Source organism: Streptomyces sp. NPDC027672 (genome assembly GCF_055566335.1).
Genome location: NZ_JBVHSO010000013.1, coordinates 181828 through 196990, shown reverse-complemented (window position 1 = coordinate 196990; position 15163 = coordinate 181828). Strand labels below are relative to the sequence as shown.

12 protein-coding genes are annotated in these 15163 nt (G+C 72.9%); 1 reads left to right on the top strand and 11 read right to left on the bottom strand.

Features of this window, described 5'->3' with window-relative positions; translation table 11 throughout:
• Positions 1–174: 174 nt before the first annotated feature.
• The 9 genes from ACZ4SV_RS28605 to ACZ4SV_RS28565 all read right to left on the bottom strand — a co-directional run bounded on the left by ACZ4SV_RS28605 (position 175) and on the right by ACZ4SV_RS28565 (position 11334).
• Complete coding sequence (locus ACZ4SV_RS28605; protein WP_468007580.1) at positions 175–903, bottom strand: DsbA family oxidoreductase; 729 nt, start codon at positions 901–903, stop codon at positions 175–177.
• Positions 900–4670 carry a multicopper oxidase domain-containing protein gene (locus ACZ4SV_RS28600; RefSeq protein WP_468007578.1) on the bottom strand — a complete coding sequence of 1257 codons (3771 nt, stop codon included), beginning with the start codon at positions 4668–4670 and terminating at the stop codon, positions 900–902. The genes ACZ4SV_RS28605 and ACZ4SV_RS28600 overlap by 4 nt, the downstream gene beginning before the upstream one ends.
• A gap of 30 nt (positions 4671–4700) precedes the next feature.
• On the bottom strand, positions 4701–6011 hold the full coding sequence (locus ACZ4SV_RS28595; RefSeq protein ID WP_468007576.1) for a methyltransferase domain-containing protein: 1311 nt from the start codon (positions 6009–6011) through the stop codon (positions 4701–4703).
• Positions 6008–6895, bottom strand: coding sequence for an iron-containing redox enzyme family protein (locus tag ACZ4SV_RS28590; RefSeq protein WP_468007574.1), 888 nt, complete (start codon positions 6893–6895; stop codon positions 6008–6010). The genes ACZ4SV_RS28595 and ACZ4SV_RS28590 overlap by 4 nt, the downstream gene beginning before the upstream one ends.
• Complete coding sequence (locus ACZ4SV_RS28585) at positions 6892–7689, bottom strand: dihydrodipicolinate synthase family protein (protein WP_468007572.1); 798 nt, start codon at positions 7687–7689, stop codon at positions 6892–6894. The genes ACZ4SV_RS28590 and ACZ4SV_RS28585 overlap by 4 nt, the downstream gene beginning before the upstream one ends.
• Position 7690: 1 nt before the next feature.
• The gene (locus tag ACZ4SV_RS28580; protein WP_468007570.1) at positions 7691–8284 is read right to left on the bottom strand and encodes a DUF6190 family protein; all 594 of its coding nucleotides are present in this window, start codon (positions 8282–8284) and stop codon (positions 7691–7693) included.
• Positions 8274–9467: an aminotransferase class I/II-fold pyridoxal phosphate-dependent enzyme gene (locus ACZ4SV_RS28575; protein ID WP_468007568.1), complete on the bottom strand. Its 1194-nt coding sequence runs from the start codon at positions 9465–9467 to the stop codon at positions 8274–8276. Before ACZ4SV_RS28575 ends, ACZ4SV_RS28580 begins: the two co-directional genes overlap by 11 nt.
• A gap of 951 nt (positions 9468–10418) precedes the next feature.
• Positions 10419–10988 carry a YceI family protein gene (locus ACZ4SV_RS28570; protein ID WP_365880299.1) on the bottom strand — a complete coding sequence of 190 codons (570 nt, stop codon included), beginning with the start codon at positions 10986–10988 and terminating at the stop codon, positions 10419–10421.
• A gap of 16 nt (positions 10989–11004) precedes the next feature.
• Positions 11005–11334, bottom strand: coding sequence for a rhodanese-like domain-containing protein (locus tag ACZ4SV_RS28565; protein WP_365880301.1), 330 nt, complete (start codon positions 11332–11334; stop codon positions 11005–11007).
• A gap of 94 nt (positions 11335–11428) precedes the next feature.
• Between ACZ4SV_RS28565 and ACZ4SV_RS28560 the strand changes: the two genes are divergently transcribed.
• Entirely contained in the window at positions 11429–11884 is a 456-nt protein-coding gene (locus ACZ4SV_RS28560) for a MarR family winged helix-turn-helix transcriptional regulator (RefSeq protein WP_365880303.1), read from the top strand.
• Between the two features lie 314 nt (positions 11885–12198).
• Here ACZ4SV_RS28560 and ACZ4SV_RS28555 read toward each other — a convergent pair whose 3' ends face one another.
• Together ACZ4SV_RS28555 and helR are read right to left on the bottom strand one after the other, a co-directional pair.
• Positions 12199–12732 carry a GNAT family N-acetyltransferase gene (locus ACZ4SV_RS28555; RefSeq protein ID WP_468007565.1) on the bottom strand — a complete coding sequence of 178 codons (534 nt, stop codon included), beginning with the start codon at positions 12730–12732 and terminating at the stop codon, positions 12199–12201.
• 59 nt (positions 12733–12791) lie between these two features.
• A complete protein-coding gene (gene helR, locus ACZ4SV_RS28550) occupies positions 12792–14963 on the bottom strand; it encodes an RNA polymerase recycling motor ATPase HelR (protein ID WP_468007563.1) in 2172 nt (723 codons plus the stop codon).
• Positions 14964–15163: the final 200 nt, after the last annotated feature.

The window sequence follows — 15163 nt, the reverse complement described above, 5'->3', positions numbered from 1 at the left end:
CTTTTCGCGGGCGCCGGACCGGGTCACCGCACCGCCGCCCGCTTCACCGCCGCCCCGCCTGGCCGAACGGTATACCGGCCTGCGCGGTCCGAGCCCCGGTCACCTCACGCCGCCGACCGCCTCCCGCCGCCGACCGCCCTCCCGGCGGCCGGCGACGTCCGCGGCGCCCAGGCGCTACAGCAATGCCGCCGCCCGCCTGAGGAGCTGCTCGTAGACCTCCGGGCGGTCCTCGTCGATCACCGGGTAGCCGACGCCGAAACCGCCGTTCACCCAGCGGGCCTTGATGCCCGGGTTGGCGCTGTCCGTGCCGTCGTACAGGAACAGGTGCGGACTGCAGTTGACCCGGCCGTCGCGGGCCGACTCGTACTGGGCCATGATCGCGGGGCGGGCAGTGCCGCTGTCGAGGGCCTCGGCCAGCGCCGCCACGTCCACCACCCCGGTCTCCTCGGCGACGTCGAGGATGACATGGCGCTGGGAGATGCACCGGCTCTCGGCCCAGAAGGCGCGGCGCAGGGCCCGGTCGAGCCGCTCGCTGGCGGCCAGGCCCTGGGACTTGGCCGCGTGCACCGCCTCCAGCGCGGGCAGCGTGGTCACCGGGTAGGTCCAGTCCGGGCCCTGCCACAGCCGCCAGCCGGCCTCGGGCTCCAGCGCGCCGAGGACGGAGATCTCCGAGTCCACCCCAGGGCGTGCGTTGACCTCCCGGTTGAACAGCTCCAGCGGGAAGGCCCGCAGGTCGAACCAGATGCGCCCGTCCAGGCCCAGGCGCCGCCGGGTCTCGTGCAGCCGGTGCACGGCGACGTGGGCGAAGGAGCAGTTCAGGTCGGTGTAGACGGCGATGGTGTCGGGCGCGGCGGGCAGCCGGGGATCGGTGCTGCGGACCGTGCCGGTGGTCGTGTGGGTCATGGTGTCTCCTCGATGCGGATCAGCCCCCACCAACCCTCGCTGAGGCCCCAGTGGAGATTGCCGGTGCGGTACACGTGATCTCCAGGATGCTGGGCGCGGAAACGCACCGTCCGGGTACTGCCGGAGCCCAGCGCGCCGATGGTGGACACATACCAGCCGAGACCGGTCTCGGAGGCGTCCCACACCTGTCCGTGCACGGTGAAGCACTGGTTGCGCATCCGGTGCGAGGCGACGGCCAGATGGACGGCCACCTGGTCGCCGGGCCGGCAGACGAGCAGCGGGGTCGGCGGCGCGGGGTCGGAGAGGACCGGGTCCAGCGGATGCAGGGCCGCGGTGCGGTAGTTGTACGCTTTCTGGCCGGCGTCGTCGGGGCTGTCCGAGAACAGGTCGGTGACCGGCTGGGTGAGGTCGCCGTCGTGGTAGAGCCGCAGGCCGTCCTGGGACAGCAGGACCAGTTCCCGTACCGGTTCGGCGTCCGGACGGCGGACCACGGCCCGCTCGCCGGTCCACCGCTCGCGTCCGGTGTCCGGGTCGTACGGCGTGGCGTCGGCCTCCTCCACCACCAGGACCCCGGCCAGACCGCGCCGCGGGTGCGAGACGGCGTCCGCGTGGGAGCGCAGCAGCACCACGCCGGGCTCGGCGGCGTACCAGCGGTACGTCCGGGAGGCCCCGGGCTTGACCGTGGAGTCCGGGTTGCGGCCCACGTGGGCGCCGTCGTCGGTGCGGACGTCGAAGTCGAGCAGCGTGGGGTGCAGCGAGACCCGGCCGGAGACGGTCCGGGCCCCGGCGTCCGCCTCGCCCATCAGAAGCGGGTCCAGCGGGCTGGCCGGCGGCGGTCCGTCCAGCTCGTTGATCAGGGTGACCTCCACCCACTCGCCGGCCCGGCAGCGCAGCACCAGCGGCCCTTCCTGCGGGCCGCCGTCCCCCTCGGCGGTGAAGACGAGACCGTACGGGTCGACGCGCAGCGGGCTGTACGCGATGACCTCGGCCCGGGCGCGCACGGTGTACCGGCGCACCTGGTGGCGGGCGGGCGGCCGGGGGACACCCGGGGTCCGGCCGGGCAGCGGCGGCAGGTCGTGCTGCGGGCGGTCGTGCAGGCGCAGCAGGCCCCAGCAGCCCAGCCACAGGTCGTTGCCCGCGCTGAAGGACCACAGGTGGTCGCCGGCGCCCAGGGTCGGGGCGAGGGCCAGCTCGGCGACGTTCGAGATGCCCAGCGTCTGCTGGTTGCGCCAGGCGGTGTCGGCGCGGCCCGGCCACTGGCGCCAGCGGGCGCCGGAGACGGTGAAGCTGTGCTGGAGGTCCTGGGAGCCCTGTACGACGTGCAGGCGCACGTCCTCGCCGGGGTAGCCGCGCAGCAACGGGGTGCCGGGGTCGCCGTGGACGGCGCTGGAGAACCAGTGGGCCGGGTCCCCGCCGCGCTCGGACAGCGGCTCGCTGCGGTAGTTCACGCCCATCGCACCCTGGTCGTCCGGGGCGCCGGCGACCGGCGGCGGGTTGACCGGGCCGCCGTGGTCGCCGTGGCCGTGCCTGACCAGCGGCACGAAGTCACCGATCACCAGGACCGATTCGCGGTGTGCCGTGCCGTCGGCCTTCCTGATCACGGCCTGGGAGCCGCGCCGCAGCTCCGTGCCGTGGTCGTGCGGCGAGACCCAGACGGCACCTTCCGGTTCGGCCATGAGGGCACCGAACAGGCCGTGCCGCTGGCGGTAGTTGGCGAGCAGGTGGTCGTGGAAGAGGACGGTGCCGAACTCCTCGTCCACGTACCAGCGGTAGGTCCAGGAGCCGTACTGGCCGTGGGCCTCGGGACCCTGGTCGGCGGTGGTGGTGGCGGACAGGTAGTTCCAGCCCACGGCGGAGCCGTCGGAGATCAGCGGGTCGTACTTGACCAGGTGGGTGTGGAGTCCGCACTCCGGCTGGAACGGCAGCATCGGGTCGAACGCCGACTCCGTCTGCGGGCCGGCCGGCAGGCAGTTGGTCAGGGTGAGTTCCAGCACCTCGCCCTTGTGGGCGCGGATGACCAGCGGCTCCAGGGTCCGTTCGCCCTGGGCGAGCTGCCGCTTGAACTCCTCCAGACCGCCGGCCTCGTCGATCTCCTCGGCCAGGACGTAGAAGTGGGCGTTGTGGTCGTGCCAGGTCGTGGCGTGCTCGTCGGTGGGGTCGCCGTGGTAGTACAGGGTGCCGTTGGTGACCACCAGGTGGTAGCGGCGGACCGGGGCGTCCGGCGGGCCGATCCTGGTGAAGGCCTCGCCGGGCTGCGGGTCGGCCACGAACGCGGCGGCCTCCAGCGCGGTGGGCTCGCGGCCCATGCCGGGCGGCTGCAGCGGGGTCCGCGGCGGCCGCGGGTTCTTCTGCGGAAAGGTGGCCGACTGGGCGAGGAAGCCGGGGAAACCGGGCCGCTCGGGCGTCGGCGCCGGCGGGGCCGGGCGGTGCGGCAGCGGGACGAGGGGCTGGACGGTCCGCCCGTCGGGATAGCTGCCGGTGCCGTCCTGGAGGGTGTCGAAGATCCGGAACAGCCCCCACATGCCCATGTGGAAGTGGACGTACATGTGGCAGTGCCAGATCGAGTCGCCGACCGCGCCCTGCCGGGAGCCCAGGCCGCCGATCAGCTCCAGGGTCATGGCCTCCTGCGGGCCGATGCTGACGGAGTCGACGACCGGCGCGTTCTCGTCCTCCGGCCGCAGCCGCCACTGGTGCAGGTGCGTGTGGAAGACATGGGTGTCCCGCATGCCGCCGTGGACCAGCCGGATGACGGTGGGGTCACCGGAGTAGCCGCGCAGGACCGGGGTGGCGGGGTCGCCGAACAGCCAGGAGCTGTGGTGCACCTCCTCGCCGATGACCGCGTCGCGCACCGGGTCGATCCGGCCCTCCGCGAGGAGCTGCTGGTAGCGGTACATCCGCCATTCCATGGGCTCGATACGGTGGTTGACCGGCAGCATCGCGTTGTTGACCGGGGTGAGGTCGTCCACCGTGTCCCAGCCGTCCGGACCCGGGGCGGGGGAGCCGGCGGCCGGGGTCCGGTGGAGCGCGCCGGCCACGCCGTGTCCGCCGTGGTCCCCGCCGCCCCCGCCGTGGCCGTGGCCCGGCATCGGCGGCGGCACCGCCGGGTTGTCGTTGCTCGGGTACTCCATCATGAAGACCACGAACTCGCGGAAGCTGCGGTCGGGCAGATGGACGTCCGCGTACAGCCCGCCGGCCAGCGGCGCTCCGGTTTCCGGGTCGGTCCAGGTCGCCCCCGGCGGCTCGACCACCACCGCGCCGACCATGCCGTGGCTCTGCGTGCCCTCGCCCCGGGCGTCCGACAGATCCCCGAAGTGGAACACCCCCTCGTGCTCGCAGACCCACTCGTAGACGCGGGTGCCGCCCGGCGGCACGCTGCTGTCCGGGTTGGCGCCGGCGGCGAGACCGTCCATGGCGCGCACGTCGTACCGCACGCCCTGGAGGGTGATGCCGGCGGGGCGCGGCAGCTCGTTGGCCAGCCGGACCCGCAGCCGCTCGCCGCGCCGCACCCGCAGGACCAGCGGGCGGGCGAGCGGGTGCGGGCCGGGCACCAGCTCCGGCTGGTCCAGGTAGCTGGGGAACGGCTGCGGCCAGGACGCCGCCAGCTCCCGCAGCTCCGGGGCGTCGGAGGCGAGCGTGTACAGCGCGCCCTTGCGGTCGTGGTCGCCGAACTCGTTGTACGCGATGGGCACATGGAGCGCGACGACGTCGTACGTCCGCACGGGACGCCCGTCGCCGTGCCGCTCGGCCGGTGACACTGTGCTGCTCATGTTCGCTGTGGACTCCCCCGTGTGATGTGGTTATACGGCCGGGCCGGTGGCGGGACCGGTGCTGTGGGCGAACCGGTCCAGCACCCGCGCACCGGAGAGGACCCGCCCCTCCCAGGCGTAGGTCTGGCCGAAGGGGCTGCCGGCCCGGCCGCCGCGCCGGCTGAAGGTCATCGCGATCCGGTCGCCGCGCCGCACCCGCACCGGCCGTTCGACGGGCAGGTAGCAGTGCTTCCAACTGTCGGACGTGGTGCGCCCCCCGATATCGTCACCGGAGATGTCGAGCGCCACCGTCTCGGACAGCAGGGCGGTGAAGTAGCCCTTGAACCCGGTGAACACGCCGTCCCGCTGCACGGTGAACACCAGCGGCACGTCGTACGAGTCCGGGGTGCGGCCCGGTCCGGCCGGCGCGGTGCCCGGTTCGTAGCGCCGCACCAGGCCCGGTGCGGCCAGGTGACCGGAGACCGGCAGGATCACGTCGTAGTACAGCGAGAACGCGTCCCGGGCGCCGCGGGCGGCCAGCAGGGCGGCGAACCGCCGCGGACCGCCCGCGTCCTCGGGCGCCGAGCCGGTGAGCTGCGCGTGCGCGTCCTCGGCGGCCACCGGCACCAGGAAGCTGTCCACCAGGCGGGGCAGCATGGCGCCGCCGGGGCGCAGGAAGCGGTCCCGGGCGTCGTCGAGGATCACGGACAGGTTCTCGTTGTCGGCGAGGTTGCCGATGATCTCGGAGACGACGACGTCGACCCGCTCGGGCAGCTCCACGTCGAAGGAGAGACCCGCGAGCGGGACGAAGCGGTCGGCGAACCCGGCCCCGGCCAGCCGTTCCGCGGCGATGGCCAGCACCCGTTCGTTGAGGTCGATGCCGTACACCCGGGCCGCCCCGGCCTCCAGCGCCCAGCGGGCCAGGATGCCGGTGCCGGTGCCCAGGTCGAGGACGGTGTCCCCGGGCCGCACCGCCTCGGCGACGGCGGCCTGGTAAGCCGTCATGCGCAGCTCGTCGCCGAGCATCAGCTCGTGGAACTCCTCGCCCCAGTCGAGCAGTTGCTCCGACGCGGGCAGCCACACCTGCTCGGTGCGGTAGTAGCCGGGCCAGACACCGGCCCGGTGCACGGTCAGCGGGTCCCCGGCGGGGCCGCCGGCCGGGCAGCCGGTGGCCAGGTCGAAGGCGCTGTGGTGCAGCGGGCAACTGATGCGCAGCGTACGGGCGTTGACATAGCCGTGCACCAGCCTGCCCTTGCGGTGCGGACAGGCGGCGTCGGTCACGAACTCCCGGCCGGCCACACGGACCCGCAGCCGGTCGCCGGGCAGCTCCGTCAGCGACGGCTCCCCGGCGCCGCCCGTCATGCCGCCACCCCGCCGGCCGACTCCCGCGCGCGGGCCACGGCCGCGTCGAAGGCGCCGCCGATCAGCCGCGACAGCAGCCGGGCACCGGTCCACAACCGGGCCGGATCGAGGCCGCACGCCGCCTCGTACTCCTTGATGGCCACCTGCATCTCCTGCATGTGGAAGGTGTCGATGTGCAGGTGCTCGGTGTAGTAGCGGCCGTGCCGGATGCCGAGCCGCTCACAGGCCCGCGCCTGGTAGGTGAAGGCGTCCGGTATGGAGGCCTCCAGATAGGCCAGCGCGCCGAGGAAGTACTCGACGTGCCCGGCGCGCTGGGTGAGCCAGTAGAAGACGTTGAGGAACTGGAACGTCTCGTCCCCGGTGGTGTCCACGAAGTCCTCGGGCTCCTGCGGGAGTCCGAGTTCGGCGAGGAGCAGCCGGTAGAGCTGGGAGTGCGCCTGCTGGAGGTTGCCGCAGCCGAACTCGTCGATGAGCACCCGCATCACGGCCATCTGCGCCCTGATCGGCAGCCGGGGCACGGCGGGGAAGAAGTTCTGCGCCTCGGTCAGCCCGTCGAGCGCGAACTCCCGGACGACCAGCGTGAATTCCTCCCGACTCGCCCGCTCGGCCAGGTACGCGCCGGCCGGGTTGCCCGCGCGCTCCTCGGCCAGCAGCCCGGCCAGCAGACGCTGCCAGTCGGCCCGGCCGGTCACCGGGACGCCGTCGGAGTCCAGGGACTCGACGAGCGGGACGATCCAGTCGCGTTCGATCTCCTCGACCCGGGCCAGCAGCCGGGAGTCCAGCCGCGCCCGGTTGAGCCGGAACAGTTCGCGGTGGACCGACCCGGCACCGGAACCCGGCGCGGCCGCGGAGGTTGCCGGTGCGCTGTGCGCCGTGGTGTTCACCCCTCCACCTCCGCCATCCGCACGGCCTTGTCCGTCTCCAGCACGCCGCGGTGGTACAGCGCGGTCTTGAGCCGGCGGTACCAGTCGTCCTCCGCCAGGCCGTAACGGGCGCAGGCTTCGGCGAGGCGGGCGGCCGGATCCTCGAGCCGTCCGGCGAACAGGTCGGCGCAGAGCTCCGGTTCGGTGTTGGCGAGCGCCACCACGTACCCGTCGACGGGCCCGGACTCCAGCAACAGGTGTTCGAGCCCGGCCAGGACACGGGCCCCGGGCCGGGCCCCGACCAGCCGTCGGGTGAAGGCCGCGCTGCCCGAGGAGTCCTTGACGGCCACCACCGAGGGCAGCTCGCAGATCCGCAGCAGCGTGTCGAACTCGGCCGCGTTCCCGGCGACTTCGGTGCCGTGGTAGACGACCACCGGCAGGCCGCCGCGCTCGCTCAGCTCGGTGAAGTGCCGGAGGATCTCGTCCTGGGTGACCCCCGTGCCGTACGGCGTGGTGGCGACCAGCGCCTGGGCGCCGAGGTCCGCCGCGACCCGGGCCCGCTCCAGGACCCGGCCGGTGGTGGGCCGCAGGACGCCGGCGAGGACGGGCAGACCGCCGGCGTGCTTGACGGTGGCCGTGAGCATGTCCTCCCACTGCCGGTCGCTGAGCCGGCGCCCCTCGCCGGTGCTGAGGTTGGGCAGCAGGGCGTCGACATGGGGGCGGACGGTGTCCAGCAGCCGGGCGACCCCGCTCTCGGAGACCCCGTCGGTCTCCGAGAGCGGCGTCACCAGGGCCGCGATCACTCCCTGGAACATCTCAGACTCCCTCGGGTACGGCCCCGCGCCCGGCCCGGCCCGCCGCCGGTGTGCCCAGCCGGTCGGCGGGCAGGCGCAGGGCGAGCGACGCGCGGTACAGCCGCTCCAGCGGTTCGGGGAAGGAGGGCTCCGGCACGCCGGCGGGCCGGGCGGTCTCGGCATGCACGGGAAGACCCGCGAAGGCCGCCGACCGGGGGCCGGTGGTGTGCAGCAGCCCCCTGCGGTTGACGACCATCGCCAGCAGCAGCCGGTCGGTGAACGGAAGCCGGCGCGGGACGGCCGAGCCGGACAGGGCCAGGCGGACGTCCGCCGCGTCATAGGCCACGCGGCTGATGTCCATGACCGTGTGGAGCTGGTCCATGAACGGGTAGTACAGGTCCTGGAGTTCCCGCGAGTGGCTCCAGATCACGTCGTCGCAGTGGCCCACCTGCTCCAGGTTCATGACCACGCGCCCGGCGAGCCGTTCCACGAAGAACGCCTTGCAGGCCACGCGCAGGCCGTCGTCCGCGCTGTGCATGCCGAGGAACAGCGCCGCGTCGATGAACACCTGGCGGCCCGGCACGTCGGTTCCCGTCAGGGAGGTGTCAGCGGGCATAGCGGTCCAGCACCTTCCGCAGCCGCGTCATCGCGCCGGCGAACATCTCCGGCTCACGGGCCAGGGCCAGGCGCACATACGGCTCGCCGCGGCCGGGCTGGCTCCAGTAGAAGTACCGCCCCGGCAGCACGTACACGCCCTCCGTCCGCAGGTCCCGCTGGAGTTCGGTCGCGGTCAGCTCGGGGTGGGCGATCCGCGCCCAGGCCACGCTGGTCCTGGCGACCGGCTCCTGGTACTCCAGGACCGTCCCCCGCAGCGCCTCCCGCACGGCGGCCCGGTTGGTCTCCAGCACCTCGCGGACCGAGGCCAGGCCGTCCGCCCGGGCGTTCTCCACGTACTGGGTCAGCATGTTCAGGACGAACGGCGAGACGTTGAGCAGCACGCTGGTGTGGAGGTTGTAGATGTCCTCCTTGATGTCGTCACTGGCCGTGAGCATGGCGGCCTTGGCGTCCTGCACGGGCCAGGTCTTGCCGGTGTCCTCGATGGCCAGATAGCGCACCCCGGACTCCTCCAGCAGCTCGTACACGTCGAACCGGGCCAGCTCGGGGTCGTAGAGGGTGAACGAGGCGAAGCAGAAGTCGATGATCAGCAGCTTGTCGTGGTCCTTGCAGAACCGGACGACCTCTTCCAGGCCCTTGCGGCCGTGCTGCATCAGGGTGAACCCGGTGGGGTTGTTGGGGTCGACCAGGAAGAGCGCGTCGGTGCGGACCCGGCGCTTGAGTTCGGCGTAGATCCGGTCGGGGTCGTGCAGCGCCGACTCCTCGACGGGGTACAGCGGCACGCCCATGTTCGACAGGACGTCGTGCAGGTTGTCGAAGCACGGCTCGACCAGGGTGACGGCGGACCGCTGCTGCTTGAGGTACATCGCCACGACCATGGTGGATATGGAGGCGGCGTACGACAGCAGCGTCTTGCGCCTGGCCAGGGCGGTGGGCTGCCGGTGGAGACGGAAGAACGCCTCGACGAAGCGCTCCTCGTAGGTGGCCTGGAGACCCTCCTCCGCCTCGTACCACAACTGGGGCAGCCGGCCGACGATCTCGTGCTGGGCGGCGGACTGGCGCTGGTGGGTGTGGGCGTCGGCGAGGTTGAACTCGGTGCGCAGCGCCTGGATCTCATGCTGGGTCAGGTCCAGCAGACGCTTGTCGTGCGCGGTGTGCAAAGTGGTGCCGGCGTGCAAGGTCATGGCTCCTCCAGCCGTACGACGTACGAGTTGGGCACGAGCGGGCCCGTCACGGTGCGCGGGACGGCACGGCTCGTGTGCAGAGGATTTCTTGCGGTGGACCGCGGCCCGGGGCACGCGGAAAACCGTCACTTGAGGACGGTGGGAGAAGTGTGCCTACGGAAGGAGGCGGAAATGCCCGTCGCCGGCTTCGACGCGATCTCGGAAACGAGTTCCAGACATGTATACCCCCGTATACGGACTTCTGTCCGAGTGGTGAGACTGTGCCACACGCTGCGGCGGCGGGACAAGCGGCTCACCGTCATAACCACGCCATGTTCTGGCAATGCGGAGCGGGCTTCGCGCGGCCCTCCGCAGGGGTGCCCGCGGCCGCCGAAACCCAGCGGAAAAACACGCGCGGGTCCCCGTGCGCGGAGCGTCGCATTCCCCTGTCCACCAGGCGAGACGCACCAGGGCAGCGGCGGCGCCGCGCGCGGCCGGCCGCAGGGGCCGGGCGCCCCGGCGCGCGCGCCGGCCGGCTCCCGGAGCGCGTCCCGCACGGCCGGCCGCCGCACGGACCGGCGCTCCGGTGTCCTACGGCGCCTACCCCTGCCAACTGGCCCTGCCGCACAGCGTGGGATGGCTGTAATTCGACCCCGATCGCGGGACTCATCCGCGTCGGGCGTCTCCGGGTTCACAACGACAACACGCCTTCCAACGTGAGGAGTTGGGAGGCGGGTGTGCGCGGGGCGCGCCGCTCGCGCCGCTGTGGCGGCCGAGTGGGCGCGTGGCCGAACAAAAGCGTCGGTGGGCGGGCATGCGGGTGTGCGGGCGGGAGGCGTGAAAGTGCGGTGGGGTGTGTGGACGTGTGGTAGGGCGCGTGGTGGTGCACGGGCGCGCTGTGGGGCGCGTGACGGCATGAGGGACGGGCCCCGGTGCGCAGGCCGGCGCACCGGGGCCCCCTCACCGTGGAGGTCAGGCCTCCTTGATCGCCTCGAGGTCCAGCGACAGCTCGATCTCCTTGGACACGAGGATGCCGCCGGAGTCCAGGACCATGTTCCAGGTCAGGCCCCAGTCCTCGCGGTTGACCTTGCCGTGGGCGGAGAAGACCGTACGGTCGTTGCCCCACGGGTCGCGCGCGTAGCCGAGGTAGTCCACCTCCAGGGTCACCGGGCGGGTGATGTCCTTGATGGTCAGCTCGCCGGCGAGCGTGCCGCGCTTGCCGTCCCAGGTCACCGAGGTGGAGACGAAGGTGGCCTTCGGGTGCTTCTCCGCGTCGAAGAAGTCCGCGGAGCGCAGGTGGTCGTCGCGCGTCTGGTCGCCGCTGTCCACGCTGGCCATGTCGATGACGGCGCTGACCTTGCTGTCCTCGGGCCGCTCGCCGATGACGACGGTGGCGTCCACGCCGGTGAACCGGCCGCGGACCTTGGTGAGCATGAAGTGCCGTCCCACGAAGCCGACTTCGGCGTGGCCGGGGTCGATCTTCCAGGTGCCGGCGGCGGGCAGCTCCACGCCGTCGACGGTACGGGTCGGGGAAGTGGTCATGGGGTCCGTCCTCCGCTCAGGCGCCGGACTCGGTCGGCAGGCCGGCCCCGACCCAGTCGTCCTTGCCGTCGTTGTACTCCCTGACGTTGACGTAGCCCAGCTCGGCCAGCCGCTCGGCCGCGATGCCCGAGTTGGCGCAGGGGCCGTTGGCGCAGTAGACGACGACCTCCGCCTCCTTGTCGGGGAGCAGGCTCGGGGCGAGCTGGTCCACCTGGTCGTGCGGCAGGTTGAGCGCACCCGGCAGGTGCTTGTCGTTGTAGTACTCGGGGGGCAGGGCCTCGACGACCGTCACCAGGCCCTCGTCGATCTTCTTCTTCAGCTCGTCGCGCGTGATCACCTGGACCATGTGCGTGCCTTCCGTTCGAAGCGGCAAATCCGTGCGTCCGCACACATCCTATTCGGTGCGTGCGCACGCACGCAAGTCCCGTTACACTCGTGGTGTGAATGAAGGTGAGCACCGAGTCGAGGCGTGGCGAGCGCTGCTGCTGGCCCACAACGCCGCCGTGCGCGCGATCGAAAGCGACGTGCAGCGCGACGGCCGCATCCCCCTGACCTGGTACGACGTGCTGCTGGAACTGCGCGCCGGGGGCGAGCGCGGCCTGCGCATGCAAGAGGTCGCCGAGCGGGTGGTCCTCAGTCGCACCAGGGTCAGCCGGCTGGTCGACGAGATGGCGCGGCTGGGCCTGGTGAGCAAGCGGCCCGATCCCATGGACAAGCGGGTGACCTGGGCCGTGCTGACCGACGAGGGCCTGGCCGCGCTGCGCGAGACGGCGCCGGTCTATCTGCGCGGCATCTGGGAGCACTTCGCCCGGCACCTGACCGACGACGAGGCCGGCGTGCTCACGGACGCGCTGCTGCGGGTGGCCCACGCGCACACCGACATCAGCCTGTCCTGAAGCCGGGCCCGTCGCTCACGCCCGCCGGCTCCGGTGCCGGCCTTCATTAGAGGCCGGGGCACACCCGACGCCCCTACGCGGCCGGCCTGGTGGCCGCCGCCGTAGGGGTCGGGGTCGTGGACGGGTCGTCGGGGCAGTCCGGCCCGGCTGCCGCCTCCCAGGCCCGGACCGGACCCGACGCCGGACCCGGTGCCGGTGCCGGTGTCGGGGCGTCGCAGGGCGCGTCGCCGGGCGTCGTCACATGGGCACAGGAGTCCACAGCGGAGACCGTCGCCGGCCGCCGCCCGTCGGCGTGCGCGCCGTCCGTGCCGCCGTCACGCCGCCGGGTCCCGCGGTGCCGCCGTCAGCTCCGTGCGCGGGTCGATGGTCCAGTGGTCGGACCGGATCGTCCGGCCCGCGAAGGTTACGTCGAGCCGCTCGCGGAACCGGAAGCCCACGGACCGGCAGATGCCGTTCGACGCCGCGTTGTCCGTCGCCGGAAAGGCGTGCACGAGCCCCCAGCGGTCCGCGTCCCGGGCCTGTTCCAGGACCGCGCGGACGGCGCGCTTGCCCAGACCGCGCCCCTGGAATTCCGGCAGGACCATCCACCCGATCTCGGAGAACGGCCCGTCGTCGGCGTCATGGGACCAGAGGGCCACCGTGCCCGCCACCACCCCGGGGCTGCCCGGGTCCGGGACGATCATCTTGTACCAGGCGAGGCCGGCCGCCGCCTGCTCGGCGTCCCGCGCGACCTTGTCCGCCATCCCCTCGGGCGGCAGCGGCCCGCCGAGCCCGGCCATCATGTCCGGGTCGCACCGCATCCGGACGTAGGCGTCGACATCGTCCGGTGTGACATCACGCAACCGCATCGGCTCCTCCTCGTTCCTCCCCGGATCGTCCCATGTCCCGGCTGTCCGTCCGGCCGGCGTCAGGAGCTGGTGAGCACGACGAGCTGCCGGGTCGCCCGGGTCATCGCGACATAGCGGTCCACCGCTCCCTGGACGCCGTCACCGAACCGCTCCGGGTCCACGAGGACGACCAGGTCGAACTCGAGTCCCTTCGTCAGCTCCGGCGGCAGCGACCGGACGCGGGAGGTGTCCGGGACCTCGGGAGCGCCGATGACGCAGGCGATGCCCTCGGCGTGCGCGGCGAGCCAGCCGTCGAGGAGCGGGCGCAGCTCCGAGACGGAGCCGTGGCGGACGGGGTCGTCACCGTGCCGGATGGAGGTCGGCACGTTGGCGTCCGGGAGCACGGCCCGGATGACCGGCTCGGCCTCCGCCATAATCTCCTGCGGGGTGCGGTAGTTGACGGTCAGCGACGCCATGCCGATCCGGTCGAACCCGACCCGTTCGAGCCGTTCCCGCCACGACTCCGCGAACCCGTGCCGGGCCTGCGCGCGGTCCCCGACGATGGTGAAGCTCCGCGACGGACAGCGCAGCAGCAGCATCTGCCACTCCGCGTCCGTCAGTTCCTGCGCCTCGTCCACGACGACGTGCGCGAACGGCCCGGCGAGCAGATCCGGGTCCGCGGTCGGCAGTTCGGCCTCGTCCACCAGGCTCACCTTGGCGTCCTCGCCGCGCAGCATCGCCACCAGGCCCTCACCGTCGTCACCGTCGGCACCGGAGACGGCCACCGCCTCGACCAGGGTGTCGACGACCCGCGCCATGCGGTCACGCTGCGCGGCGAGGACGGCCTGCTGCCGGCGCCGCAGCAGCGCCGTCCGCGGGTCGCCGAGCCGCTGCCGGGCCGCGTCCAGGAGCGGCAAATCGGACACCGTCCACGCCTGGGCGTCCGCGCGCTGCAACAGCCGGACCTCGTCCCGGCCGAGCCAGGGAGCGCACATCCGCAGATAGGCGGGCACCGACCACAGGTCACCGACGAGGTCGGCCGCTTCCAGCAGCGGCCACGCCCGGTCGAAGGTGTCGATCAGCTCCCTGTTGCCCCGCAGCCACCTGCGCAGCAGCTCGGGCGGCGCGTCACCGTCGTGCTTGTCGACCAGGATGGTGAGCAGTTCCTCCAGGACGTGGTCACGGGCCTCGTTGTGCGGAACGCCGGGTTCCGCCGCCTCGAAGGCCACCGCCCAGTCCTCGGCGCTCAGCCGGACGCCGGACCAGGGCGTGGTGATGGTCATGCCCTCGGTGGGCGGCTCCTCGTAGAACCGGACGGCCGGCTCGATCGCCTCCACCATCCGCGCGGACGACTTCAGCCGGGCCACCTCCGGGTCGGCCTCGGCCACCGCCGCGGCCCCCTCCGTGACGAGGTCCCGCAGCGTGCAGGTCTGCACGCCCTCCTCCCCGAGACTGGGCAGGACGTCCGCGACGTAGGACAGGTACGGCCGGTGCGGACCGACGAACAGCACCCGGCCCCGGCGGTGGCCGAGCCGGGGATCGGCGTGCAGGAGGTAGGCGGTGCGGTGCAGGGCGACGACGGTCTTCCCGGTGCCCGGGCCGCCGTCCACGACGAGGGCGCCGCGCGAGCCCGCCCGGATGATGGCGTCCTGGTCGGCCTGGATGGTGCCGAGCACGTCCCGCATCCGTGCCGAGCGGTTGCCGCCGAGGCCGGCGATGAAGGCGGACTGGTCGTCCAGCGCGGCGTGCCCGACCAGCCCGTCCGGGGTGAACACCTCGTCCCAGTAGTCGGTGATCCGGCCGTCCGTCCAGCGGTACCTGCGACGGCTCGCCAGCCCCATCGGGTTCGCGTGGGTCGCTCCGAAGAAGGGCTCGGCCGCGGGGGAGCGCCAGTCGACCAGCAGCCGCCGGCCCGCGCTGTCCGTGAGGCCGAGCCGGCCGACGTACACCGGCCCGGAGCCGTCCGCGGCGACCATGCGGCCGAGGCACAGGTCCAGCCCGAACCGGCGCAGCGCCCGCAGCCGGGCGGTCAGCCGGTGGATCTCCGCGTCCCGGTCCATCGCCTGCCGGCCGGTGCCGCCGGGCGCCTTGCGCTCGACGGCGAGCCGGCCCGACAACTCCGCGATCGTCTCCTCAAGGCACTCCGCGATGGCCGCGAAGTGCCGCTCGTCGTCCGCGATCAGCGTCGGGTCGGCCTTCGCGGCCAGCCGCTCGGGGAGGTGGAAGGCGCTGGTGGCCAGGGGTGATGACACGTGATCGCTCCGAAGTGATGAGACCGCTGGTGGCTGCGCGGTGTGCGCTGTGGACGCCGGGCCGGGGCGCCCGGAAGGAAGGGCGGCCCTGGTCAAGCGGCCGTACCGGACAGCGGCCACGCGGCCGACGACGTCCGTCGCCGGGCGCCGGCACCCCACCGGTGTGCGCGGGACCCGGGGCGGACCGGGGCCGCGCGGTG